This is a genomic window from Glycomyces sp. NRRL B-16210 (assembly GCF_000719515.1).
Classification (GTDB): domain Bacteria; phylum Actinomycetota; class Actinomycetes; order Mycobacteriales; family Micromonosporaceae; genus Glycomyces.
Genome location: NZ_JOGR01000004.1, coordinates 22,971 through 44,951, shown reverse-complemented (window position 1 = coordinate 44,951; position 21,981 = coordinate 22,971). Strand labels below are relative to the sequence as shown.

The 21,981-nt window shown below is 71.6% G+C and carries 21 protein-coding genes; 6 read left to right on the top strand and 15 right to left on the bottom strand.

Translation table 11 applies throughout. The features are described from left to right. Positions 1 to 32 precede the first annotated feature (32 nt). Positions 33 to 596 (top strand): PadR family transcriptional regulator, encoded by a 564-nt coding sequence (locus tag IF12_RS0106560; protein ID WP_030155954.1) that lies wholly within the window; start codon positions 33 to 35, stop codon positions 594 to 596. A gap of 3 nt (positions 597 to 599) precedes the next feature. Here IF12_RS0106560 and IF12_RS0106555 read toward each other — a convergent pair whose 3' ends face one another. Continuing rightward, positions 600 to 1,949 carry an Hsp70 family protein gene (locus IF12_RS0106555; RefSeq protein ID WP_051704053.1) on the bottom strand — a complete coding sequence of 450 codons (1,350 nt, stop codon included), beginning with the start codon at positions 1,947 to 1,949 and terminating at the stop codon, positions 600 to 602. A gap of 198 nt (positions 1,950 to 2,147) precedes the next feature. Here IF12_RS0106555 and IF12_RS0106550 point away from each other — a divergent pair, with 198 nt between their 5' ends. Continuing rightward, positions 2,148 to 3,497 (top strand): MFS transporter, encoded by a 1,350-nt coding sequence (locus IF12_RS0106550; RefSeq protein WP_030155950.1) that lies wholly within the window; start codon positions 2,148 to 2,150, stop codon positions 3,495 to 3,497. A 279-nt stretch (positions 3,498 to 3,776) separates the two neighbouring features. Beyond that, positions 3,777 to 4,118 (top strand): RNA polymerase-binding protein RbpA, encoded by a 342-nt coding sequence (locus IF12_RS0106545; protein ID WP_030155948.1) that lies wholly within the window; start codon positions 3,777 to 3,779, stop codon positions 4,116 to 4,118. 30 nt (positions 4,119 to 4,148) lie between these two features. Here IF12_RS0106545 and IF12_RS0106540 read toward each other — a convergent pair whose 3' ends face one another. The 7 genes from IF12_RS0106540 to IF12_RS0106510 form a co-directional block, all read right to left on the bottom strand. After that, on the bottom strand, positions 4,149 to 4,667 hold the full coding sequence (locus tag IF12_RS0106540; protein WP_051704052.1) for an FxsA family protein: 519 nt from the start codon (positions 4,665 to 4,667) through the stop codon (positions 4,149 to 4,151). Beyond that, a complete protein-coding gene (locus IF12_RS0106535) occupies positions 4,664 to 5,455 on the bottom strand; it encodes a polyprenol monophosphomannose synthase (RefSeq protein ID WP_030155944.1) in 792 nt (263 codons plus the stop codon). Before IF12_RS0106535 ends, IF12_RS0106540 begins: the two co-directional genes overlap by 4 nt. 12 nt (positions 5,456 to 5,467) lie before the next feature. Then, entirely contained in the window at positions 5,468 to 7,174 is a 1,707-nt protein-coding gene (gene lnt, locus IF12_RS0106530; RefSeq protein ID WP_231492436.1) for an apolipoprotein N-acyltransferase, read from the bottom strand. A 577-nt stretch (positions 7,175 to 7,751) separates the two neighbouring features. Then, on the bottom strand, positions 7,752 to 9,305 hold the full coding sequence (locus IF12_RS0106525) for an amidohydrolase (protein WP_035748578.1): 1,554 nt from the start codon (positions 9,303 to 9,305) through the stop codon (positions 7,752 to 7,754). 13 nt (positions 9,306 to 9,318) lie between these two features. After that, positions 9,319 to 10,104 (bottom strand): amino acid ABC transporter ATP-binding protein, encoded by a 786-nt coding sequence (locus IF12_RS0106520; RefSeq protein WP_051704051.1) that lies wholly within the window; start codon positions 10,102 to 10,104, stop codon positions 9,319 to 9,321. Next, positions 10,101 to 10,883, bottom strand: a complete 783-nt coding sequence (locus IF12_RS0106515) for an amino acid ABC transporter permease (RefSeq protein ID WP_051704104.1) — start codon at positions 10,881 to 10,883, stop codon at positions 10,101 to 10,103. Before IF12_RS0106515 ends, IF12_RS0106520 begins: the two co-directional genes overlap by 4 nt. A gap of 35 nt (positions 10,884 to 10,918) precedes the next feature. Next, on the bottom strand, positions 10,919 to 11,701 hold the full coding sequence (locus IF12_RS0106510; protein WP_030155935.1) for a transporter substrate-binding domain-containing protein: 783 nt from the start codon (positions 11,699 to 11,701) through the stop codon (positions 10,919 to 10,921). A gap of 200 nt (positions 11,702 to 11,901) precedes the next feature. On the opposite strand from IF12_RS0106510, the gene IF12_RS0106505 reads away from it, so the two are divergent. After that, the gene (locus IF12_RS0106505) at positions 11,902 to 12,807 is read left to right on the top strand and encodes a 5'-3' exonuclease (protein WP_197034631.1); all 906 of its coding nucleotides are present in this window, start codon (positions 11,902 to 11,904) and stop codon (positions 12,805 to 12,807) included. A 54-nt stretch (positions 12,808 to 12,861) separates the two neighbouring features. Here the strand turns inward: IF12_RS0106505 and IF12_RS0106500 are convergent, their stop codons facing one another. After that, positions 12,862 to 15,588 (bottom strand): RNA helicase, encoded by a 2,727-nt coding sequence (locus tag IF12_RS0106500; RefSeq protein WP_051704050.1) that lies wholly within the window; start codon positions 15,586 to 15,588, stop codon positions 12,862 to 12,864. Between the two features lie 98 nt (positions 15,589 to 15,686). Between IF12_RS0106500 and IF12_RS0106495 the strand changes: the two genes are divergently transcribed. After that, positions 15,687 to 16,424, top strand: a complete 738-nt coding sequence (locus IF12_RS0106495) for an HAD family hydrolase (protein ID WP_030155929.1) — start codon at positions 15,687 to 15,689, stop codon at positions 16,422 to 16,424. A 71-nt stretch (positions 16,425 to 16,495) separates the two neighbouring features. Here the strand turns inward: IF12_RS0106495 and tatC are convergent, their stop codons facing one another. From tatC to IF12_RS0106470, 5 genes are all read right to left on the bottom strand, one after another. Next, positions 16,496 to 17,479: a twin-arginine translocase subunit TatC gene (gene tatC / locus IF12_RS0106490; protein ID WP_030155927.1), complete on the bottom strand. Its 984-nt coding sequence runs from the start codon at positions 17,477 to 17,479 to the stop codon at positions 16,496 to 16,498. Positions 17,480 to 17,501: 22 nt separating this feature from the next. Further along, positions 17,502 to 17,780, bottom strand: a complete 279-nt coding sequence (tatA, locus tag IF12_RS22750; RefSeq protein ID WP_035748575.1) for a Sec-independent protein translocase subunit TatA — start codon at positions 17,778 to 17,780, stop codon at positions 17,502 to 17,504. A 226-nt stretch (positions 17,781 to 18,006) separates the two neighbouring features. Continuing rightward, the gene (locus IF12_RS0106480; protein WP_030155923.1) at positions 18,007 to 18,216 is read right to left on the bottom strand and encodes a hypothetical protein; all 210 of its coding nucleotides are present in this window, start codon (positions 18,214 to 18,216) and stop codon (positions 18,007 to 18,009) included. 32 nt (positions 18,217 to 18,248) lie between these two features. Next, positions 18,249 to 19,181: a YafY family protein gene (locus IF12_RS0106475; RefSeq protein WP_030155921.1), complete on the bottom strand. Its 933-nt coding sequence runs from the start codon at positions 19,179 to 19,181 to the stop codon at positions 18,249 to 18,251. Positions 19,182 to 19,217: 36 nt separating this feature from the next. Then, the gene (locus IF12_RS0106470) at positions 19,218 to 20,195 is read right to left on the bottom strand and encodes a YafY family protein (protein WP_030155919.1); all 978 of its coding nucleotides are present in this window, start codon (positions 20,193 to 20,195) and stop codon (positions 19,218 to 19,220) included. A 111-nt stretch (positions 20,196 to 20,306) separates the two neighbouring features. Here IF12_RS0106470 and IF12_RS0106465 point away from each other — a divergent pair, with 111 nt between their 5' ends. After that, positions 20,307 to 21,398: a DUF3866 family protein gene (locus IF12_RS0106465; RefSeq protein ID WP_030155917.1), complete on the top strand. Its 1,092-nt coding sequence runs from the start codon at positions 20,307 to 20,309 to the stop codon at positions 21,396 to 21,398. Positions 21,399 to 21,740: 342 nt separating this feature from the next. Here the strand turns inward: IF12_RS0106465 and IF12_RS22745 are convergent, their stop codons facing one another. After that, the gene (locus IF12_RS22745) at positions 21,741 to 21,974 is read right to left on the bottom strand and encodes a hypothetical protein (RefSeq protein ID WP_035748573.1); all 234 of its coding nucleotides are present in this window, start codon (positions 21,972 to 21,974) and stop codon (positions 21,741 to 21,743) included. Positions 21,975 to 21,981 lie beyond the last annotated feature (7 nt).

The window sequence follows — 21,981 nt, the reverse complement described above, 5'->3', positions numbered from 1 at the left end:
ATATATCTTGAATATGCTGCCATAATGGACGCATGTTGAAGATGGCCATACTCGGATTCCTGCGGGACTTCCCGCTGCACGGCTACGACCTCAAGAACCGGGTCGCGAGCCTCGCCGGCCACGTCCGGCCCGTCGCCGACGGCACCCTCTACCCGACGATCAGGAAACTCGAAGACGCCCAATGCCTCACGCGGCGCACCGCGCCCGGCTCGGTCGCCGCCCCGCGGCACATGCTCGAGATCACCCAGACCGGCACCGACCAGTTGCGGCGGTGGCTCAGGGACCCCGAACCGGGCTTCATCACCGACGACAACAAGTGGTACGTGCTCCTGGCGTTCCTCCACCACCTGGAGAACCCGCGCGAGCAGGCGCTCGTGCTCGCCAGGAGGCGCGAGTTCCTCGACAAGCCGGCGCAGCTGTTCTTCGACGAGCACGGCGCACCGATCCCGCCCGAACGGCTCGAATCACCGTTCCGCAAGGGCCTCATGCAGATCCACCGGTCGACCAATCTCACCGAGATCGACTGGCTCGACCGCGAGACCGCCGAGCTCAACCGCCGCGCCGGGTTCACCGTCCAGCAGCGCAGCGGGGGCTGAACCTCAGCTGTTGAGGATCGTCACCAGCAGCACGACGAAGACGACGCACAGGATGATCACGGCCGCGCCGGTCACCAGCACCGCCGGCTCCTGGTGCAGCGGCCGCTTCGCGACCGGGCTCGCCTGGTAGGACGGCTGCGGGGCCGGAGCGGCCTGGTAGTTCGTCTGCGGCGGCAGCATCTGCGGAGCGGCCGGCGCCGACACCGGCGGGCGCGGCCCCGACATCGCCCCCGAAGGCGAGACGGGCCCGCCCGAGGTCGGGCGCGTCTGCGGCGCGTCCGCGGGCGCCGGGCCCGAAGCGGCCCGCACCGCGCCCTCGACCACGACGGTCTCGGGCTGCTCGAACGTCTGCGGCGGCACCCCGAGCTTGGAGTGGATGAGCTGCGAGATCGCCGGGATGCGCGAAGAGCCGCCGACGAGGAAGATCCCCACCAGGTCGGCCGGGTTCATGCGCGCCGAACCGATCGCCCGCTGAAGGCAGTCGACCGTGCGCTCCAAGGGCGGTCGTGCGATCTCCTCGAACTCGGCGCGGGTCAGGTGGGCGTCGACCTCCAGGGCCGGCAGGTGGATGTCGGCGCTCGCGGTCCGCGAGAGCGTCTCCTTGGCGCCGCGCACGTCCTCGTAGAGCATCCGCCGGTAGCGGCGGTCGCGGTCGTCGGTGGGGTTGAGCAGGCGGCGCCAGTCCTCGGGGTGGGAGGCCCCGTAGGTCTTGCCGAGGTGCTCGACGATGCCGTGGTCGAAGTCGAGGCCGCCGATGTCGCCTATGCCCTCCTCGGCGAGCACCTCGAACCCGGTCTGCGTGCGGCGCACGACCGTGGCGTCGAAGGTGCCGCCGCCGAGGTCGTAGATCGCGAGGGAGCGCCCCGGCGGCACGGCGGTGCCGAGGACGGAGGTGAAGTAGGAGGCCGCGGCCACCGGCTCGGGGATGAGCTGCGGGGCCGGGAGCCCGGCGAGGCGGGCGGAATCGACCAGGATCGAGCGGCGCCGCTCGCCCCAGCGCGCCGGGTGCGTCAACCGCACCTGGCTCGGCATCTGGCCCGCCTGGCGCTGCGCCTCCAGGGCCACCTGCTGGAGCACGTACGCGAACACCTGCGGGACGGGGATCTCGGAGGTGCCCAGGAACAGCGACCCGTCGTCGATGCGGCGCTTGGGGTTCGGCTCGAACCGGGCGGGGTCCATGCGGGCGTTGCGCTCGGCGTCGCGGCCGACGAGCATCCGCCCGTCGGAGTTGTAGTAGACCGCCGAGGGCAGGATCGGAGCACCGTCGAACAGCAGCGGCCGTACGCGTCCGTCGGCCGAACGCAGCACGGCGACGGTGTTCGAGGTTCCGAAGTCGATTCCAAGCACGTGCATGTGAGTACTCCCTCTCGGCGAAGCTTGCGAGTCGTAAAAGTGCCGAGTCCGTTCCACACCTTACTGGGCTCGCCCCGGCAGCGTGCGACCCGATCGGTGTTCACCCGTCGCTCACGCAACGTTCGCCCCGCACTGCCAGGCTGACCGCAGCGCCCCTCCTCCCCTGCCCCGCAGCGTGTCCCGAAAGCGAGTGCCCCCATGTCCGTGACCCTGGACGCCCCGCCGCGCTCGACGCGGCGCGAACGCCTCGGCTGGTACGCCTACGACTGGGCCAGCCAGCCGTTCGTGACCACCGTCATGACGGTGCTGGGCACCGTCTTCCTCACTCAGCTCGCCTCGACCGCCGCCGGGTGCGCCGAGAACTGCTCGGACGTCCGCGTGGAGGTCTTCGGCGCCACGGTCCCGATCGGCTCCCTGTGGGGCTACACGACCTCGGCGTCGGTCCTGCTCAACGTGGCGCTCATGCCGGTCGTGGGCGCCTGGGCCGACCGCTCGGCCCGCAAGCGGTGGATCCTCGGCGGTTTCGCCTACACCGGCGCGGCGCTCGTGTTCGCCCTCGTGTTCCTCAGCGCCGCATCGGGACCGTACCTCACCGCCGCGCTCCTGGTGCTCGGCGCGAACGTCTGCTTCGGATGCTCCATCGTGGTCTACGACTCGTTCCTGCCGCAACTGGCCGCACCCGACGAGCGCGACGGCATGTCCTCGACCGGCTGGGCCCTGGCGTACCTGGCCGGGGCGGTGTTCCTGGCGCTGAACCTCGCCTCGATCAGCCTCGCCGGGCCGCTGGGCATCGGCGAGTTGACGGCCGTGCAGTGGGGCATCGCGGCCACAGGGCTGTGGTGGGCGGGCTGGACCCTGTTCGTCCTCGCGCGCCTGCCCGACCGCGAGCCCGAGGCCGACGTGTCAGTGCCGCTGCTGCGCCAGCTCGCCTCGACCTTCGCCGAGCTGCGCCGCTACCCCAAGACCCTGCTGTTCCTGGCGGCGTTCCTGCTCTACTCCGACGGGATCTCCACGGTCCTGGCGATGGTCGGCACCTACGCCGACCAGGAGCTGGGGCTCGCCTCGAGCCAGCTGGTGCTGGCGATCCTGCTGGTCCAGTTCGTGAACGTCGCCGGGGTCTACGCCATGCGGGCCCTGGCCGCGCGCATCGGCGCCTACAAGACGATCCTGGCCGGGGTCGCCGGCTGGGGCGGCGTCGTCCTGGCCGCCTATTGGATGCCGAAGGAGAACTTCGCGGCGTTCCTGGGCCTCGGGGCGGCGCTGGGCCTGGTCCTGGGCGGCACGCAGGCGCTCTCGCGGTCGCTGTTCAGCCAGATGATCCCCGAGGGCAAGGAGGCGGCGTACTTCGGGATCTACCAGATCGCCGACCGCGGCACCTCCTGGATGGGACCGCTCATGTTCGCCCTGGTCGTGCAGTTCACCGGGTCGATGCGCCTGGGCGTGCTGGGCCTGATGGCCTTCTTCGCCGCCGGGTTCGCCGTGCTCGCCATGGTGCCGGTCCGGGCGGCGATCGCGGCCGCGGGGAACACCCCCGCGCGCCGGCTGTGAGTCCGAGCGGCATCTCACGTGCTCGCCGGAGCGGATCGGGTCCGGTGTTGTGTCACACTTCAAGGGGACGTCCGTGGGCCGCGGCGACCGCGCCGGGCCACACTTGGGGGTCCGCGTCGGTTCGGACGTGCCGGGAAGGTTCCGGTCCCGCCCCGGCGTTGTACGAAGCGAAACCCAGGAAATCGGCGTGATCGGCTGGGGATGCACGCGGCCGGCCTCAGGGCTGACCCGGTCGGCGGCGTGGTTCAGGGCAAGTGCTCAAAGGAAGTGCAGGGGAACATGAGCGACAGAATGCTGAGGGGTTCGCGTCTCGGCGCCGTCAGCTATGAATCGGACCGCAACACGGAGCTGGCCCCCCGCCAGACCCGTGATTACGTGTGCCCGCAGGGGCACCGTTTCGAGGTGCCCTTCGCGGTCGAAGCGGAGATCCCGCTGACCTGGGAGTGCCGTCTCGACGGCACGACGGCCAAGCTGGTGGACGGCGAGGAGCCCGAGACCAAGAAGGTCAAGCCGCCGCGCACCCACTGGGACATGCTGCTGGAGCGCCGCTCGATGGAGGAGCTCGAGGAGATCCTCGACGAGCGCCTTCAGGAGATGCGCGCCCGCCGCGGCGAACGCTGACGGCGCACCGACGCCGCTAGCGGCACGAACTCACGGACCCTGGTCGATCGACCGGGGTCCGTCGCCGTTCCCGGAGCCGTCGCGCCCGGGCGCGTCCGCGTCGCGCTCGTCGATGACCTCGCCGTCGATGACGCCCGAGCCGCCGAAGCGGACCGGGGGCACCCGCGCGGCGAGCCACCGGCCCAGGCCCCGGAAGACGAACCGGGTGGGCGGGAACAGCAGCAACAGGCCGACGAGGTCGGTCACGAACCCCGGGGCGATGAGGCAGGCGGCCCCGGCGAGGGCGTAGCCGTTCGGCAGCTCCCGCGAGGGGTCGCCGCCGGAGTTGAGGTAGTCGCGCGCGGCCCGGAAGGACTTGGCGCCCACGTACCGCACGAGCAGGACGCCCAGGACGGTCGTGCCGACGAACACGAGGACCGTGTAGAACAGGCCGATGAGGTAGACGAGCCCGAAGAAGGCGGCGGCCTCACTGACGACCCACACCGCCAGCGCGAGCCGGAGGGCGAACGGCGCCCGTTTGGGGGCCGTGGGCGGTTGCTGGTAGGTCACCGTTCGATTCTGCCACGCTTGAAGGCCCGGCGCAGTTGGCGCAGGCGGTGGGATACGCCCCATCTGGTCACGTTCCGCAGTGCCTCGACGGTGATGGCGCCGTTCATCTTGGAGGCGCCGGCGCGGCGCTCGGTGAAGACGATGGGGACTTCGCGGATGTCGAGTCCGGCTTTGACCGCGCGCCAGGTGAGGTCGATCTGGAAACAGTAGCCGACGGAGTTGACGGTGTCGAGCTGGAGTTTCTGGAGCGCGTCGAGGCGGTAGGCGCGGTAGCCGGCGGTGACGTCCTGGACGCCGAGGCCGAGGAGGGCGCGGGTGTAGGTGCCGGCGCCTCGGGAGAGGGCGAGGCGGTGGAGTGGCCAGTTGCGGACCGAGCCGCCGGGGATGTATCGGGAGCCGATGGCGAGGTCGGCGCCGTCTTCGAGGGCTTCGATGAGGCGGGGCAGGTCGGCGGGGTCGTGGGAGCCGTCGGCGTCCATTTCGACGACGGTGCGGTAGCCGCGTTCGGCGGCCCAGGCGAAGGCGGCGAGGTAGGCGGCGCCGAGGCCTTGCTTCTCGGGTCGGTGGAGGACGTGGACGCGGTCGTGGGCTTCGGCGAGGGCGTCGGCGAGGTCGCCGGTGCCGTCGGGCGAGGTGTCGTCGACGATGAGGAGGTCGATGTGCTCGCAGCCGCGCAGGGCGGCGGCGACGGTGTCCTCGATGTTGTCGCGTTCGTTGTAGGTGGGTATGGCCACTATGGCCGGACTCGTTTCGCTGCCGGTTGCGGGCCGGTCCGGGGTTGGGCTCATGGGTTCGGCTTTCTAGGTCTGGCTGCGGCGGTGCCGGATATTCAGACTGATCGCGCAGGCCAGGGCCACCAGTGCCGCGCCGGTGAGGACCGCTTCAGGCAGGATACCCACTGCGGTCGCGGGAGTCGAGCGGTCCGAGAGTGTCAGGTCGGTCTGGATGACGGCGGCGGTGTTGAACTCGGTGGCCTGGGAGACCGCTCCGGTGTGGTCGGTGAAGGCGGAGACGCCGACGGTGGAGGCCATGAGGCCGTCGCGGCCGTGCTCGATGGAGCGGATCCTGACCATGGCGAGCTGCTGCTCGGCTTCGTTGACGTCGAAGGTGGCGTTGTTGGTCTGGACGGCCATGAGCTGGGCGCCGTCGCGGACGGAGGCGGCGGTCTCGGCGTCGAAGGCGATCTCGAAGCAGATGAGGCCGGTGATCTCGATGTCGCCGACGGGGACGACGCCGGGGCCGGTGCCGAATTCGAATCCGGCGACGTTGTCGATGCCCTCGGCCATGCGCGGGTCGATCCATCCGGCGACGGTGCGGAAGAAGTCCTTGTAGGGGACGTATTCGGCGAAGGGCACGGGGTGGCGCTTGGAGTACATGTGGACCGGTCCGGTGTGCGGTTCCCAGACGATGCTCATGTTGGCGACGGTGCCGTCGTCGCCTCGGACGATGCCGCCGAGGACGATGGGGGCGCCGATGGCGTCGGCGGCGAGGGTGATGCGGTCGTAGGCGTCCTGGTTCTGGATGGGGTCGATGTCGGAGGCGTTCTCGGGCCAGACGACGAGGTCGGGTCGTTCGGCTTGGCCGGCGGCGACGGCGTCGGCGAGGTCGAGGGTGGCCTGGACGTGGTTGTCGAGGACGGCGCGGCGCTGCTCGTTGAAGTCGAGGCCGAGGCGGGGGACGTTGCCTTGGACGACGGCGACGTTGACGGTGGCGCCGGCGGGCGCGGTGGCGCCGAGGGGGACGGCGAGCGGGGCGAGGGCGCAGAGAGCGGCCGCGGCGGTGAGGGCGGCGGCCTTGCGCAGGCTCGCGGTCTTGGGGGTGGCGGGGGTGCCCGTCGGCGGCGTCCGCGGGCCGCGAAGGTGCGCTGCGGCGGCGAGGAGGAGGCCGCCGGTGAGGGCGACGAGGAAGCTGACGAGGGGGGCGCCGCCGAGCCAGGCGGCGGCGGCGGTGGGGGCGTCGGCCTGGCTGAAGGCGAGGCGGCCCCAGGGGAAGCCGCCGAAGGGCTGGCGTGAGCGCAGGGCTTCTTGGGCGACCCAGGCGAGGGCGGTGAGGGGGGCCCAGGTCCAGCGGTGGGCGTCGATGAGGCGGGAGGAGGCGGCGAGGGCGGCGCCGAGGAGGCCGGTGGCGAGGGCTTCGAGGGCGCACAGGAACAGCCAGGGCCATTGGCCGACCTGGGTGGAGGACCAGGCGAGGAGCGGCAGGAAGAACGCGGCGCCGTAGACGAAGCCGATGCCCAGGCCGCCGCGGGGGCGGCGGCGGTGGACGGCGGCGCCGAGTCCGGCGACGGAGACGGCGGCGAGGGGCCAGATGCCGTAGGGCGGGAAGGCGAGGACGGCGAGGAGGCCGGAGGCGGCGGCGAGGAGGAGCGCGGCGGGCAGGCTGAGTCGGCGGCCGAGGGGGCCGGGGACGAGGAGGCCGCGGCGGGCGGGCGGGGTCTCGGTCGCCGTGTCGTCGATCGCGTCGTCGATCGGTGCGGTGCCGTCGGTCATTGCGCCGTCGTCGGTCACGGTGCTCAAGAAGGGTGCTCCTCGCTGGTACGCGGTGCACGCTCGGGGTGCGATCCCGCCGAGGTGCCTCCCGGGGCGAGTGCGGCTCGCCGTCGCGGGTGGGGCTCTAGCGTACTGCGGGGTACGGCAAAGGGGCGTAGCTGTGTCCGGCTACGCCCCTCGCACGGGTTTCTCCCAGTCCCTGTACGGCCGGTGTCCCCTGCCGCGTCCGCTGGTGATCTTCGGACCAACTCGCACCCGTCTGGCTGAGCGACTACGAGTTGTTGTCTAGGGATCACTGGCGTCCGCCGCGGGTCCACCACCGGCGACCGGCTCGCCTTCCTCCGCCGACCCCCGCGATCTGGACCTGGCCGCCGGTAGCGGTGCGGCCGCGCCGCCACCTTGTCCAGTCTGCGTGGGAGCAAAGCAAGTCGAGTCGCCCCCGACGTTCGGCGGTCTTCCGTTTCCGGTCGTCCGCCGAGGACCAGACCACCGTAAGCCAATCAGCGGCGGGGGTGTCGACCGGGTCGGAATTTTGGCCCAGCAATTTTTCTCGCGTCAGGGCCGCTTCGGGCGCGGGCTCGGGCGGCGTGCCTGGTCAGGGGGCTTCGTAGATGCGGTGTCCGCGGGCGATGGTCATGGCGGCCTTCGGATCGGGTGTGCGGGGATCACTCAGGTCGGGGAGCCCGGGGGCGGTGAGGTCCCACACGGTGAAGTCGGCGCGGTGGCCGGGGGCGAGCGCGCCGGCGTCGTCGATGCCCAGGGCCCTCCAGCCGCCTCTGGTGGCCGCCGAGAAGGCGGCGGCCGTCGAGAGGCTGGAGAAGGGGTTGCGGTGCGCCACGGCGGCTCTGACGCCGCCCCAGGGGTCGATCGGGGTGACCGGGGCGTCGGAGCCGAAGGCGAGCGGGACGCCGACGCCGGCGAGTTTCGAGAAGGGGTTGGCCGCGAGGGCGCGTTCGCGGCCGAGGCGGTCGGCGTACATGCGGTCGCGCCCGCCCCAGGCGGCGTCGAAGGCGGGTTGGACGGAGGCGTGGACGCCGTGGTGGACCATGCGGGCGATGAGGGCGGCGTCGAGCAGTTCGGCGTGCTCGATGCGGTGGCGGGCGTGGCGGATCGCGTCGAGGCCCAGGCGGGGTTCGACGAGGTCGAGGCCGTCGAGGACGGCTTCGATGGCGCCGTCGCCGATGGCGTGGAAGGCCGCGGGCAGGCCGTGGTCGTGGCAGTCGAGGAGGTGGGCGGCGATCTGGTCGGCGGTGAGGTACTGGGAGCCGGTGCCGTCGGTGCCTTTGTAGGGGGTGCGCAGGTAGGCGGTCCGGGAGCCGAGGGAGCCGTCGACGGAGAGGTCGCCGCCGCAGCCGTGGGCGCCGAGGTCGCGGGCCTTCTCGGCGGCGGTCAGCTCGCCCCACCAGCCGAAGACGGCGGGGTTGCCCGGTTCGTCGCCGAGGGCGATCAGGCCTTGGAACTCGGGTTCGATGCGGTCGTCGAACCGGTTGGGGATCGAGTGCTCGACCAGGGCGGTGATCCCGAGTGCGGCGGCGCGGGCGAGGGCGGCGCGGGCCCGGTCGAGGCGCAGGTGGACGGGGATGGAGCGGGCGACAGCGGCGCGGGCGCCGCGGTGGGCCATGCGCCGGTAGGGGGGCTTGTGGAGCCCGTGTTCGAGGAGGCCGACCTCGGGGTGGTCGCGTTCGAGCCGGGTGCCGGGAATGCCGGCGTGTCCGCAGGCGCGCGAGAGGTAGGCGAGGCGCCCGCCGGCGGCGCGGTCGACCTCGTCGAACGTCGGGAGGGTCGGGTCGTGCCAGGTGGTCTCGTCCCAGCCGCCGGCGAGGACGACCGCGTCGTCGGGGAGGGTCGCGGCGTAGGCGGCGACGCGGTCGAGGAGGTCGGTCGCGGAGACCGTCCCGGCGAGGTCGAGTTCGGTGAGGGCGGTGCCGGTGCCGGTGAGGTGGAGGTGGGAGTCGACGAACGCGGGGGTGGTGAGGCGTCCGCCGAGGTCGACGGTCCGGTCGGCGGCGGGGGCGTCGGCGTCGCGGCCGACCCAGGCGATGCGGTCGCCCTCGGTGAGCAGGGCGGTGGCGGCCGGGCTGGAGGGGCTCAGGACGTGCCCGCCGCGCCACAGTGTGCGCGGGCCCGGAGACTCTTGGTGGTGGCTCATGCCCCCAATGATGTCAGTCGGCGGGGTGGAGGACGCGGTGGAGGAATTCGCGGGCCCGTTCGGTCCGGGGGTTGGCGAGGACTTCGGCGGGCGGCCCGGACTCGACGATGACGCCGCCGTCGAGGAAGAGGACCCGGTCGGCGACTTCGCGGGCGAAACCCATCTCGTGGGTGACCACGAGCATCGTCATGCCCTCGGCGGCAAGGCCTTTCATGACGGCGAGGACCTCGCCGACGAGTTCGGGGTCGAGGGCGCTGGTGGGTTCGTCGAAGAGCATGAGGCGGGGTTTCATCGCCAGCGCCCGGGCGATGGCGACGCGCTGCTGCTGGCCGCCGGAGAGCTGGGCGGGCCGGGCGCGTTCCTTGCCTTCGATGCCGACTTCGGCCAGGCGTCTGCGGGCCTCGGCTTCGGCTTCGGCCCTGGGGGTCTTGCAGACGCGGCGCGGGGCGATGGCGACGTTGTCGAGGATGGACAGGTGGCTGAAGAGGTTGAACTGCTGGAAGACCATGCCGATGTCGCGGCGGGCGGCGTCGAGGTCGGCGTCGGGGCCGGTCATGTCGTGCCCGGCGGCGGTGATGGTCCCTTCGGTGGGGGTCTCCAAGAGGTTGACGCAGCGCAGGAGGGTGGACTTGCCCGAGCCGGAGGGGCCGATGAGGCACACGACCTCGCCTTCGGTGATGTCGAGGTCGATGCCGCGCAGGACCTCGTTGTCGCCGAAGCGCTTGTGCAGGTCCCTGATGCGCACCAGCGGCGGTGCCTCGGCGGGCGGCGTCGGTTCGGTCGTCGGGGGTTCGGTCATCGGGCTTCTCCTCGGTGTTCGAGGCGGCGGGCCAGCGCCGAGAGCGGCACGGTCAGCAGCAGGTAGAGCAGGCCGCCGAGCAGGAGCGGGGTGGCGTTGGCGGTGGAGGTGAGCTCGTTGCGGGCGAACTTGGACAGTTCCATGGTGGCGGTGGTGACGCCGAGGACGAACACGAGGCTGGAGTCCTTGGTGAGCATGACCAGTTCGTTCGTGAGCGGGGGGATGACGATGCGCAGCGCCTGGGGCAGGACGACGGTGATCATGGTGCGGGTGGGGCTCATGCCGAGGGACCGGGCCGCCTCGATCTGTCCTTTGGGGACGGCTTGGATGCCGGCGCGGACGCTTTCGGCGATGTAGGCCGAGGAGGTCAGGCCCAGGCCGAGGGCGACCTGGCCGTAGACGCCGCCGGGGTACTGGATGCCGGGGAAGGCCTGGGGGACGCCGAAGCCGACGAGGAAGAGCACGAGCAGGGCGGGCAGGCCGCGGAAGATCTCGACGTAGGCGGTGGCGAACCAGCGGTAGGGGCCGAACTCGGAGACACGCATCAGTGCGATGAGGACGCCGACGACCATGCCGAAGGCGAACGCGAGGAGGGTGTAGACGATGGTGTTCGCGAAGGCGGTCCACACGTCGGGGAACATCGCGGCGGCGATGTCGAACCGGAAGAAGGAGTCGGCGATCCGGCCCCAGTCGGCGACCACCGCGAGGGCGGTCGCGACGGCGGCGAGGACGGCGTACTGGAGGGCGCGCGAGAGCCCGCGCCGCCGGCGCGGCGTCATCCTGGGCCGCGCCGGGGCGGCGGTCGGGGCGTCCACTACTGGCCGGGTTCGCCGGTGTAGGGCTCGCCGATCCACTCTTCGTAGAGTTCGGCGTAGGTGCCGTCCTCGAACGCGGCGTCGAGCATGGCGTTGACCTCGTCGAGCAGCTCGGTGTCGTCCTTCTGGACGGCGAAGCCGTAGTGCTCCTCGGTCTCGATGGTCTGCACGAGCCGGAGGTCGGTGGCGGACTCGACCATGTGGCTCCAGGTGGCGAGGTCGGCGATGGAGGCGTCGACGGTCCCGGCGGTGAGCGCGGAGGCGATGTCGCCCATGGACTCGAAGGCGACGACCTCGTAGCCGTACTCGGCGGCGTTGTCCTTGGCGAAGGACTCGCCGGTGCTGCCGGACTGGACGGCCACGCGCAGGCCGTCGAGGTCGTCGAGGGAGGCGGCGTCGGCGTCGGCGGCGACGACGAGGGCCTGGTCGGCGCGGTAGTAGGCCTGGGACATGCCCATGGCCGCCTGGCGCTCCTCGGTGATGCTGAGGCCGGCCGCGGCGATGTCGCAGGTGCCGGCGTTCAGGGCCGAGCCCGAGCTGATGGAGTCGAAGTCGATCTCGACGACCTCGACGGTCTGGTCGAGGCGCTCGGCCAGTTGGTGCATGAGGTCGATGTCGAAGCCGACGTACTCGCCGTCGCGCTGGAACTCGAAGGGTTCGAAGGGGATGTTGGTGCAGACGGTCAGGGTGGCCTCGTCGTCGCCGGACGAGCATGCTGCGGCGCCCGTCCCGATCCCGATCAGGGCCAGTGCGGCGACGGCGCGGCGGACGTTGGTGTTCACCTGAGGGCTCCTCGTACGTAGCGGACGGCCCGATCATTCCGGTCGGACCTTCTCATCGTTGTGGCACCTGGTCGTCAATGTGGCAGGTTTCGCACTATGGGACGGGTGAAATCCGGTCGCCTCGCGCGGGGGCGGACTCGTGGGCTTCGCGTGCGGCGCTTGGGGGCCGTTTGTCGGCGCTGCGTGAGAGAGTGGTCGCCATGCTGATGCTCATCGATGCCGCTTCGCTGTGGTACCGCGCGTATTACGGTCTGCCCTCCTCGATCAAGGCCCCGGACGGCAGGCGGGCGGGGGCGGTGCGGGGGTTCTTCGACGGCCTGGCGGTGCTGGCGCGGCGCTTCTCCCCCACCGGGCTGGTGTGCTGCCTGGAGGGGAACTGGCGCCCGCAGTGGCGCTTGGACCTGCTGGAGCAGTACAAGAGCGCGCGGGCGCTGCCGGACGGGTCGGAGGACGCTCCGGAGGGCCTGGAGGCGCAGGTGGCGGCCATCGAGGCGCTGCTGCCGGCGCTGGGGGTCGCGACGGCGGCGCACCCGCGGTTCGAGGCCGACGACGTGATCGCGACGCTCGCGGCGCGCACGGCCGAGCCGGTGCTGGTGGTCACCGGCGACCGGGACCTGTTCCAGCTCGTCGACGACGAGCGGGACCGGAAGGTCGTATACCTCGCGCGCGGGATATCTAAAGCGGAATTGTTCGACGGTGCGGCGGTGGTGGCGAAGTTCGGCGTCGGTCCGGAGCACTATGTGGATTTCGCGGTGCTGCGCGGCGATCCTTCGGACGGGTTGGCCGGGGTCAAGGGCATCGGCGCGAAGACCGCGGTGACGCTGGTGAACACGTACGGGGGCGTCGCGGGGCTGCGGGCCGCGGCGGCGGATGCGGAGTCGGATCTGCCCGAGCGCCAGAAGCGGGCGATCGGCGAGGCGGGCGACTACCTCGACCGGGCGGTGAAGGTCTCGACGGTGGTCGCGGACGTGGAGGTCCCGGTGGTGGACGCGACGCTGCCGGCGGCACCGAAGGACCCCGAGGCGGTCGAGGCCCTCGCGACCGAATGGGGCGTGGCCTCGGCGATCCAACGCTTCCACGAGGCGATAGCACCAAAAGCGACATAAGTCACGCCCAGTCGCATTCGCGGCTGGCGAAGCCGGCCGCGAATCCTTGTTCGTCTACACGTCGGCGACGACGCCTCGGCGAATGGCGTCGACCGCGTTGAAGGCGGCGTCGGCGAGCTTATGGGATGACTCGGTGTCGAGATATCGCGCAGCGGTTCCCATCTGGTGCAACAGGTCCGCGGTGCGCCGAGCCCACCGCACGAAGTCGCCGCCGGGCATCGGCCACGGGCCGTCGGCCGCCGCGAGCGCCTTCGACAGCTCCTCGCCGTTCGTCCACCGGTAGATCGGCCACGCCAGACCCTGCTGCGGGCGCGAGATCAGCGACAGGCCCCGCTGGTTCTCCGCGCGCCGGATCGCCTCCCAGCGCCGCCCGGTCTTCGCGACCGCCTCGGTGATCTGCCCCGGCACCGCCACGAAGAACTCGTCCTCCTCGAACCGCGACTCGTAGATCACCGTCGAGGCGATCGCCGCCAGCGCGGGCGCCTCCAGGCCCTCCCAGATCCCGTCGCGCAGGCACTGGGCCACCAGGAGGTCGGTCTCGACGAAGAGGTTGCGCAGCAGGCGCCCGTCGCTGGTGACGGTCTCGCCTTCGAGGTAGCCGAACTCGGTGAGGACCTCCCGCACGGCGGTGAACTGGCGGGCCAGCGAGTGCTCGCGGCGCTCGGATCGGCTGCGCAGCAGCTCCTCCTCGCGTTTGAGCCGCGACCAGCGCGAGGCGTGCACGGTGTGCTGCCCGGCGTCGGGGCACTGCCGGCACGGGTGGGCCTTGACCTCCTCGCGCAGGCGCGCGATCTCGGGGGTCTCGGCGGCGCCGCCGCGGCGGGTGGGCCTGGAGCGGTTCCGGGTCGCCTCGCGCAGGCTCGAGGCGAGGTCGCCTCGCGCTTTGGAGTCCCGGCGGTCGAAGCGCTTGGGCATGCGGATGCGGTCGACGACCTCGACGCCGCCGTCGAAGGCGTTGGTCTCCAGCGTGCCGGCCCAGCCGTCGGCGGTGAGCACCGACCAGCGCGAGTCGTGGTGGCGCGAGCCGCCGGTGGGGCGCAGGAACACGGCCCAGCCGGTGCGTTTGCCGCGGGAGATCCAGATGACGTCGCCGCCGCGCAGCTTCTCCAGGTTGGTGCGGGCCTCGTCGCGCAGGGTCCCGCGGCGGCGCTTCTGGGCGCCGCGCTCGGCGTGGGCGAGTTGCTGGGTGAGGTCGTAGTAGGCGAGGAAGTCGCCCTTGTCGCAGGCGGCGCCCTTGGCCGACTCGGCGGCGCGGCGGCCGAGCGAGCGGGCCTGCTCGGCGATGTGCACCGCTTCGGAGTCGGATTGGAACTGGGCGAAGGAGGAGGCCAGGACCTCTTGGGCGCGTTCGACTCCGGCGGCGCCGATGAGGTTCACGGCCATGTTGTAGGAGGGCGCGAAGCTCGAGTTGAGCGGGTAGGTGCGCTTGGAGGCGAGGCCGGCGAGCTCCTTGGGGCGCACGTCCTCGGCCCAGACGGTGACCGCGTGGCCCTCGACGTCGATGCCGCGCCGCCCGGCCCGGCCGGTGAGCTGGGTGTACTGGCCGGGGGTGAGCATGACGTGGTCAGAGCCGTCGTATTTGATGAGCCGTTCGAGGACGACCGAGCGGGCGGGCATGTTGATGCCGAGCGCGAGGGTCTCGGTGGCGAAGACGGCTTTGAGCAGGCCGCGTTCGAAGAGCTTCTCGACGACCTCCTTGAACACCGGAAGGAGTCCGGCATGGTGGGCGGCGATGCCGGCGGCCAGGCCGGCGAGCCACCGCTCGAAGCCGACCGCGTCGAGGTCGGCGGCGTCGATGTGGGCGACGGCGGCGGTGGCGTAGTCGATGATCTGGTCGCGTTCGGCGCCGCCGGTCAGGCGCAGGCCGGCGCGGACGCATTCGTCGACGGCCGCATCGCAGCCGGCGCGGGAGAAGATGAAGTAGATGGCCGGGAGCAGCGCGGCCTGGTCGAGGCGGGAGACGACCTTGCCGCGGTCGACGTAGGGCCTGCCGCGGCGGCGCCCGCCGGCGCGGCTCTCGCCGCGCTCGCGGGCGCGGGCGTCCTTTTTGAGCAGTTCCTTGGAGACGTAGTCGCCGTCGGGTTCGAACAGGTCGAGGAGGGTCCCGCCGATCATCATGTGCTGCCACAGCGGGACCGGGCGGGTCTCGGAGACCACGACCTCGGTGGAGCCGCGGACGCTCTTGAGCCAGTCGCCGAACTCCTCGGCGTTGGAGACGGTCGCGGAGAGGGAGACGACGTGGACCTCTTGGGGGAGTTCGATGATGATCTCCTCCCACACCGCGCCGCGGAAGCGGTCGGCGAGGTAGTGGACCTCGTCCATGACCACGTAGCGCAGGCCGCCGAGGGTGGAGGAGCCCGCGTAGATCATGTTCCGCAGGACCTCGGTGGTCATGACCACGATCGGGGCCTCGCCGTTGATCACGGTGTCGCCGGTCAGGAGGCCGACGTTCTCGGCGCCGTGGGCGGCGGCGAGGTCGTTGAACTTCTGGTTCGACAGTGCCTTGATCGGGGTGGTGTAGAAGCACTTCGCGCCCTCGGCCAGGGCCAGGTGCACGGCGAACTCCCCCACGACGGTCTTGCCGGCGCCGGTGGGCGCGCACACGAGCACGCCTTGTCCGCCTTCGAGGATGCGGCAGGCCTGGACTTGGAAGTCGTCCAGTTCGAACGGGTAGTCCCCTGCGAATGCCGCCAACTGGGGCCATTGCCGACGCGCCGTTGCGGCGGCGTGGCGTTGGGCCGGGGAGCGGTCGTCGGCGTCAGGCACGTCGGTGTTGACCATGGCCCCAACACTAGTCCGCCCCACCGACGAGAGCACTCCGGTTACACGCGTCCGCACCCGGCTGTGACGACGCCTACACGGCCGGGTATCGTCCGGATGTGCACCGGGATTCCTCACCAGGAGATGACGATGCGGGACGCGGAGGGGTCGACGCGGTCCTGTTCGACTTCCACGGCACCTTGGCGCAGCTCGAACCGCTGACCCGGTCGGTCTCGCTCGCGGCCGAGGCCTGCGGCAGGCCGCTGGCGCCGCTCGCGGTGACGGCCCTGGCCGACGCCATCGGCGCGCAGGGCTGGCTCGGTTCGGGCATGGAGCCGCGGGTGCGCCCCGACTTCGCCGACGCCTGGGCCGACCGCGACCTCGACGAGGACGCCCACCGCGAGGCGTTCACCGCTCTGGCGGCGCAGGCCCACGGGGTGTTCGAGGGTCTCGCCGAGGCGCTGTACGACCGCATGGCCTCGCCCGAGGGCTGGGTCGCGTTCGCCGACACCATCGCCACGCTCGTCTCGCTCAAGGCGCAGGGGTATCCGATCGCGCTGGTGTCGAACATCGGTTTCGACGCGCGCCCGATCCTGCGGAGCCTGGGCATCGACCGGTTCATCGACGCGTGGGTCCTGTCCTACGAGGTCGGCTACACCAAGCCCGACGAGAAGATCTTCTACGCCGCCTGCCACGCGCTCGACGTCGAGCCGAGCCGGGTGCTCATGGTCGGCGACACGATGGCCGACGCCGGCGCCGCGCGCGTGGGCGCCCGCTGCTACCTGGTCCCCCACGCCGAGGCGGGCCGCTCGGTCGGCCTCGACGCGGTGCTGCGGCTGGTGCGCGCCGGCTGCTGACACGAAGGCAAAGCGAAAGGGCCCCACCTTTGCGGTGGGGCCCTTCCTCATGGACTGCGTGTTCGCCGGACTCAGGTCACGTCGTCGAAGCCGTCGACGCGGCGGCCGAGGCGGTTGCGCCGCTCGGGCTCGCTCGGGTAGTCCTCGTCCTCGAGACGGCTGGAGGCGACCGCGGAGGCCGTGGCCACGTCGTCGGAGGCGCCGATGTCGCTGGCCTCCTCGTCGTCCCATTCGTCGGTTTCGTGGACGCCGCGCCGCTTGTCGTTGAGGGTGGCGACGATGAGCGCCACCCCGTACAGCAGCAGCATGCAGATCGCCAGCGCGGTCATGCCGAACGGGTCGGGCGTGGGGGTGAAGATCGCGGTGAAGGTGAAGCTGACGAGGACCACGATTCGCCACCAGCCGCGCATCCGCTTCGCCGAGACGATGCCCATCACGTTGAGCATGAGCATGATCAGCGGGAACTCGAAGCCGATCCCGAAGACCATCATCACGGCTATGTAGAAGTTGATGTACTGCTCGAGGTCGAGGGCGATGTCCAGCCCGGTGCCCTCTTGCAGCAGCATGATGAATTCGAGGCCGTGGCTGACCACGAAGTACGCGAGGGTCGCGCCGCCGAGGAACAGCGGCGCGGCGATCCCGATGAACATGTAGGCGTAGCGCCGCTCACTGCGGTGCAGGCCGGGGGCGATGAAGGCCCACAGCTGGTAGAGCCAGACCGGCGCGGTGGCGACCAGTCCCATGTACAGCGAGATCTTCAGGTAGAGGCCGACGTGGGAGATCGGCGACTGCAACGTGAAGTTGCAGCCGACCTGTTCGCCGCTGGTCTCGGTGACCGCGTGCGCCGAGGCGCAGTAGGGCTCGGTCAGGAAGACGATGACCTGTTTGGAGACCACGAGCGAGACCGCGGTGCCCACGAGGATCACGACCACGGCGATGAGCAGCCTCGATCGCAGGTCCTGCAAGTGCTCCATGAGCGTCATGGAGCCGTCGGCGGCGCGCTGGAACTTGGTCTTGCGTTTCTTCCTGGCGCGCCACGAAGGTTTGTCAGCCATGTGCGTAACGGCCGAGTCCGGGTCAGTGGGTCTTCTTGTGGTCGACCGATTCGCCGTCGATCACGGTCTCGTTGACCGGCGTGGGCGGTTCGAGCGGTTCGCGGGAGTGCTTGGGTTCGGCGTGCGCGTCGGTCTCGGTGTCCGGCTTGTTCGACTCGGCCTTCATGGCCTCGGTCTCGGACTTGAGGATGCGCATGGAGCGACCCAGACCGCGGGCCATGTCCGGAAGCTTCCGGGAGCCGAACACCAGCAAGATGACAATGACGAGGACGATGATGTGCCAGGGCTTCAATGCACCCATTGTTCGGTCCCTCCGGATATATGTCGGTGACGTTAACCATCGTATGCCGTGCCGAAGGCGGCTGCCACGGAGCCTGGGACTGATTCACCCCGAGGTCGCCTGCGGTAGGCGTGGCTACGACTTGGTCGAGCCGGACAAGCATGACCGACGTTCGACACTTCCGTCAACACTGGAGCCTTCGGGAACGCCGATCTTTATCAGAATGTGGCGGCGGGGGCGGGGTGCGTCACCGCTTTTCGAGCGCGGCGGCGCTCTTCTGGGCCTCGGCGAGGGTCGCGTTCAGGCGTTCTTGCAGTTCCTGAAGCTCGGCGGTGCGTTCTTGGACACGGTCGAGCCCGGATTTGAGGGTGGCGATGCCGCCGCGGAGCCTTGTGGCCGCCACGGCCAGGAGCACCAGCCCGGCGAGTGCCAGCACGACCGATATCGCCCAGATCATCGCTTCAGTGTAGCGGTGCGAGCGCCCTGGGGTCAGGCGGCCGCGGCGTAGCGCGCCAGCGCGGCGCGGGCGCTCTGTCGGACCGATTCGCGCAGTTCGGCGGGGGCGAGGACTTCGGCTTCGCCGCCGAGGCCGAGGACGAACCGGCGGGCCCAGTCGAGGTCCCGCACGCGCATGGTGACGCGGCGGCGCCCGTCGGGTTCGCCGGTGACGCTTTCGCACGGGTAGGAGTCGGTGACGCTCTTGGCGCCGGGGCCGAGGAGCAGTTCGATGCGGGGCAGTTCGGATTCGAGGAACGCGGTCGGCGCGGGCTGGTTGGTCAGGCGCAGGGGTTCGGAGGGTTCGTCGAGTTCGGCGCAGGCGTCGATGCGGTCGATGCGGAACTGGCGGATCTCCCCGGCGGTGCGGCACCAGGCGCGCAGGTAGGCGTGGCCGTCGGCGGCGACGACCTCGATGGGGTCGACGACGCGTTCGGAGGTGGTGTCGCGGCTGGCGGAGTAGTAGGTGATGCGGGCGGCGTGGCCGGAGGCGACGAGGTCGGCGTAGCGCTCGGCGCCGGGGTCGGCGACGGAGTCGCGGACGGTGACGTCGGCGGGGGCCTCGCCCGCGGCGGCGGCGAGCTTGTCGAGCGCGGAGGCGATCGCGGCCCGGTCGCCGACGCCGGGGGTGTCGGCGAGGACGCGCAGGGCGACCGAGAGGGCGAGGGCCTCGTGGGCGGCGAGGCGGACGGGGCGGTCCATGCCGGCGGCGAAGAGGACGCGGACGGTGTCGGCGTCGAAGGCGAGGTCGATGAGGTCGCCGGGGCCGTAGCCGGGCAGGCCGCACATCCACAGCATGGTCAGGTCGTCCTGGATCTGCTCGACCGAGACGCCGAAGTCGGCCGCGAGTTCGGCGAGGGGGACGCCCTCGGGCCGCGAGACGAGGTACGGGACGAGGTTGAGCAGGCGGGCGAGTCTACTGGTCACGGCGGTGCCTCCGGTCCTGGTGCGGGTGGGCCGCGGTCACGGGCGCTCCTCGTCGGCGAGGGCCTGGAGGCAGGCGACGGTCTCCTTGACCAGTTCGGGCGGCTCCAGCACGAGCACGTCGGGTCCGAAGGAGGCGAGCCAGGCGGCGGTCTGGGTCGTGTCGGTGTAGGAGAAGCGGGCCTCGTCGCCTTCAGGGGTGCGGGGGCCGATCTGGTCGACGCGGCGGCGCACGCCCCAGGCGCGGCGCGGGCGCACGACGATGCGGGCCCGGGAGGGCGGCTGGTGGGCCTCGGAGGCGGAGGCGAAGGCGAGCACGTCGACCCCGTCGGGGATCGTGTAGGCGCCTTCGGGTCCGGTGAGGCGAACCTTCCCGGGGATGCGCGAGAGCCGGAAGCAGCGTTGGGCGCCGCGGTCGAGGTCGTATCCGGCGACGTACCAGCGCCCGCGCCAGGCCGCGCAGCCCCACGGCTGGAGGCGCCGCTGCTGGGGGGACTCGTCGCGGGCGCCGAGGTAGTCGAAGACGACCGCGCGGCGGGAGGCGACCGCCTCGAGGAACGGCGCGAGCGCGGACTCGGCGCCAGGCAGGGCCTTGACCGGGGAGGCGGCGGCGTGGGACTCGACGTCGATCCCGGCGGCGCGGAGCTTGCGCAGCGCCTCGGCGGACCCGGACTGGAGTTCGGGCTGCTGCCACAGGCGCGCGGCGGCTGCCACGGCGGCGGCCTCGGCGTCGGTGAACTCGATCTGCGGCAGCTCGAAGTCGGAGCGGGCGATCCGGTAGCCCGGCTCGGCGTCGCCGAGGAGGTCGGTGCCGGACTGGAGCGGGATGCCGATGCGCCGCAGTTCGGCCTTGTCGCGTTCGAACTTGCGCTGGAAGGCGTCGTGGGACTTCTTGTCCTCGTAGTCGTGCTCGTATCCGGGGACGATCCGGGCGATCCGCCCGGCGGTCTGGAAACGCCGCGTGGACAGCAGGCAGAGCACCAGGTTCACCAGTCGTTCAGTGCGATCGTTGGACACCCGCCCAGCCTATGCCCTGTCGCCCGGGGGCCGCCATCACGTCCGCCGCGTGGCGCGCGTCCTCGCGAGGCGTCCACGGATCCGGGTGGGCCGCTTTGATACTGTCCGGGCGTGATCAGATGGCGATACGGGACCGTCACCGGGGTGCGCGGCGGCTGGCGCGGATGCACCGAGCTCGAGGTCGACGTCGAGGCCCGCGAGGGCGAGGACGCGTTCGCGTGCCGGGGCCTGGCCTACGACGAGCTGGTCGGCGTCCCCGAAGTCGGCGACCGGGTGCTCCTCAACTGCAACGCCATCGCGAAGGGCCTGGGCACGGGCGGGTACGCGCTGGTCGTGGCGGTGCCCGAGCGGCTCCCGGCGGACGTGGAGGGGCCTGGGCACATCGTCAAGGCCCGCTACACGCCGATGCAGGCGATGCGCCTGGCCGTGGACGAGGACGACTCGCCGCACCGGGCGGCCGTGGAGGCCTGCGAGGACCTCGGCGGGATGCCGGTGGTCGTGGCAGACCTGCACTCGGCGCTGGCGCCGGTGCTCGCCGGGATCCACGCGACGGCGCCGGGCGCGAAGGTCGCCTATGTGATGACCGACGGCGGGGCGCTGCCGTCGTGGTTCTCGCGCCAGCTCGACCAGTTGTCGGACCGGCTGTGCACGGTGGTGACGGCCGGGCAGTGCTTCGGCGGGGACCTGGAGGCCACGAACGTGCACAACGCGCTCATCGCGGCGCGGGTGGTCGGCGGCGCCGACATCGCGATCGTCGCGCAGGGCCCGGGGAACCTGGGGACGGGCACGGTGTGGGGCTTCTCGGGGACGGCCGCGGGCGAGGCGGTCAACGCCGCCTCGGTGCTCGGCGGGCGGCCGGTGGCGTCGCTGCGGATCTCCGAGGGCGACGCGCGCGAGCGCCACCGCGGGATCTCGCACCACTCGATGACCGCGTACGGCAAGGTCGCTCTGGCGGCGGCGGACGTGCCGGTGCCCGACGAGCTGCCGGCCGACCTCGAAGGCAAGATCCGCGAGCAGCTCGCGGCCCTGCCCGAGCGGCACCGGCAGATCGAGGTCGACGGTTCGGGCCTGGTCGAGGCGATGGAGGCCCTGCCGGTGAAGCTGTCGACGATGGGCCGGGGGCTCGATCGCGACCGGGTGTACTTCGTGGCCGCGGCGGCAGCGGGCCGCCACGCGGCGCAGATCGCGAAGCTCGCGGCCTGAAGCGGGCGCGCCGGAAGGCGGACGCTGCGGAGGGGCCGCATTCGGTGACTCCTCCTTTCGCGCAAGACACGGTTCGGCGCGGTCCGACCCCGACGTCATGTCGCTCGGGCAGGGCGCGCCCGCGAGATTTGAAGCTTCCAGTTCGCGCACTGCACATGCGCTGCCGCCGCACACTTGCCAGCGCAAGCGGGGCGCGCCTGCGGGATTCGAGGCTTCCAGTTCACGCACTGCCCGGGCACGCCGGCGGCCTCGCGGCGGCCCTGCCGCACGATTGCCGACGCGAAGCGCCCCGCCGGCGCTTTCGCGCGGGCGGGGCGTCGCTTGCTGTGTTCTCGCGGTTCGCTAGAGCACGAACAGGATCAGGACCCAGACGCCGACCACGGCCGCCAGCGCGAGTGCCAGGACCCAGGTCGGGACCGTGTACTCGCCGCGGCGGTTGCGGGCGATCTCCTCGCGGATGCGGGCGGTGCGCCGCTCGTAGGCCGCGACCGGGTCGAGGGCGCCGAGCCCGCCGGAGCGGGCGGTCCGCGCCTCACGAGTCCGTTCGTCGCCTGGTTCGCGCTGCGTCTCGGTCATCACCGCA

Coding starts and splice junctions, on each gene's coding strand:
- IF12_RS0106515 (WP_051704104.1), bottom strand. CDS start 10,883: ATGACGCCGCGCCGGCGGCGCGGGCTCTCGCGCGCCCTCCAGTACGCC.
- IF12_RS0106535 (WP_030155944.1), bottom strand. CDS start 5,455: ATGAGCCCAACCCCGGACCGGCCCGCAACCGGCAGCGAAACGAGTCCG.
- IF12_RS0106520 (WP_051704051.1), bottom strand. CDS start 10,104: ATGACCGAACCCCCGACGACCGAACCGACGCCGCCCGCCGAGGCACCG.
- IF12_RS0106500 (WP_051704050.1), bottom strand. CDS start 15,588: ATGGTCAACACCGACGTGCCTGACGCCGACGACCGCTCCCCGGCCCAA.
- IF12_RS0106545 (WP_030155948.1), top strand. CDS start 3,777: ATGAGCGACAGAATGCTGAGGGGTTCGCGTCTCGGCGCCGTCAGCTAT.
- IF12_RS22745 (WP_035748573.1), bottom strand. CDS start 21,974: ATGACCGAGACGCAGCGCGAACCAGGCGACGAACGGACTCGTGAGGCG.
- IF12_RS0106480 (WP_030155923.1), bottom strand. CDS start 18,216: ATGATCTGGGCGATATCGGTCGTGCTGGCACTCGCCGGGCTGGTGCTC.
- IF12_RS0106555 (WP_051704053.1), bottom strand. CDS start 1,949: ATGCACGTGCTTGGAATCGACTTCGGAACCTCGAACACCGTCGCCGTG.
- IF12_RS0106525 (WP_035748578.1), bottom strand. CDS start 9,305: ATGAGCCACCACCAAGAGTCTCCGGGCCCGCGCACACTGTGGCGCGGC.
- IF12_RS0106550 (WP_030155950.1), top strand. CDS start 2,148: ATGTCCGTGACCCTGGACGCCCCGCCGCGCTCGACGCGGCGCGAACGC.
- tatA (WP_035748575.1), bottom strand. CDS start 17,780: ATGGGTGCATTGAAGCCCTGGCACATCATCGTCCTCGTCATTGTCATC.
- tatC (WP_030155927.1), bottom strand. CDS start 17,479: ATGGCTGACAAACCTTCGTGGCGCGCCAGGAAGAAACGCAAGACCAAG.
- IF12_RS0106560 (WP_030155954.1), top strand. CDS start 33: ATGTTGAAGATGGCCATACTCGGATTCCTGCGGGACTTCCCGCTGCAC.
- IF12_RS0106505 (WP_197034631.1), top strand. CDS start 11,902: ATGCTGATGCTCATCGATGCCGCTTCGCTGTGGTACCGCGCGTATTAC.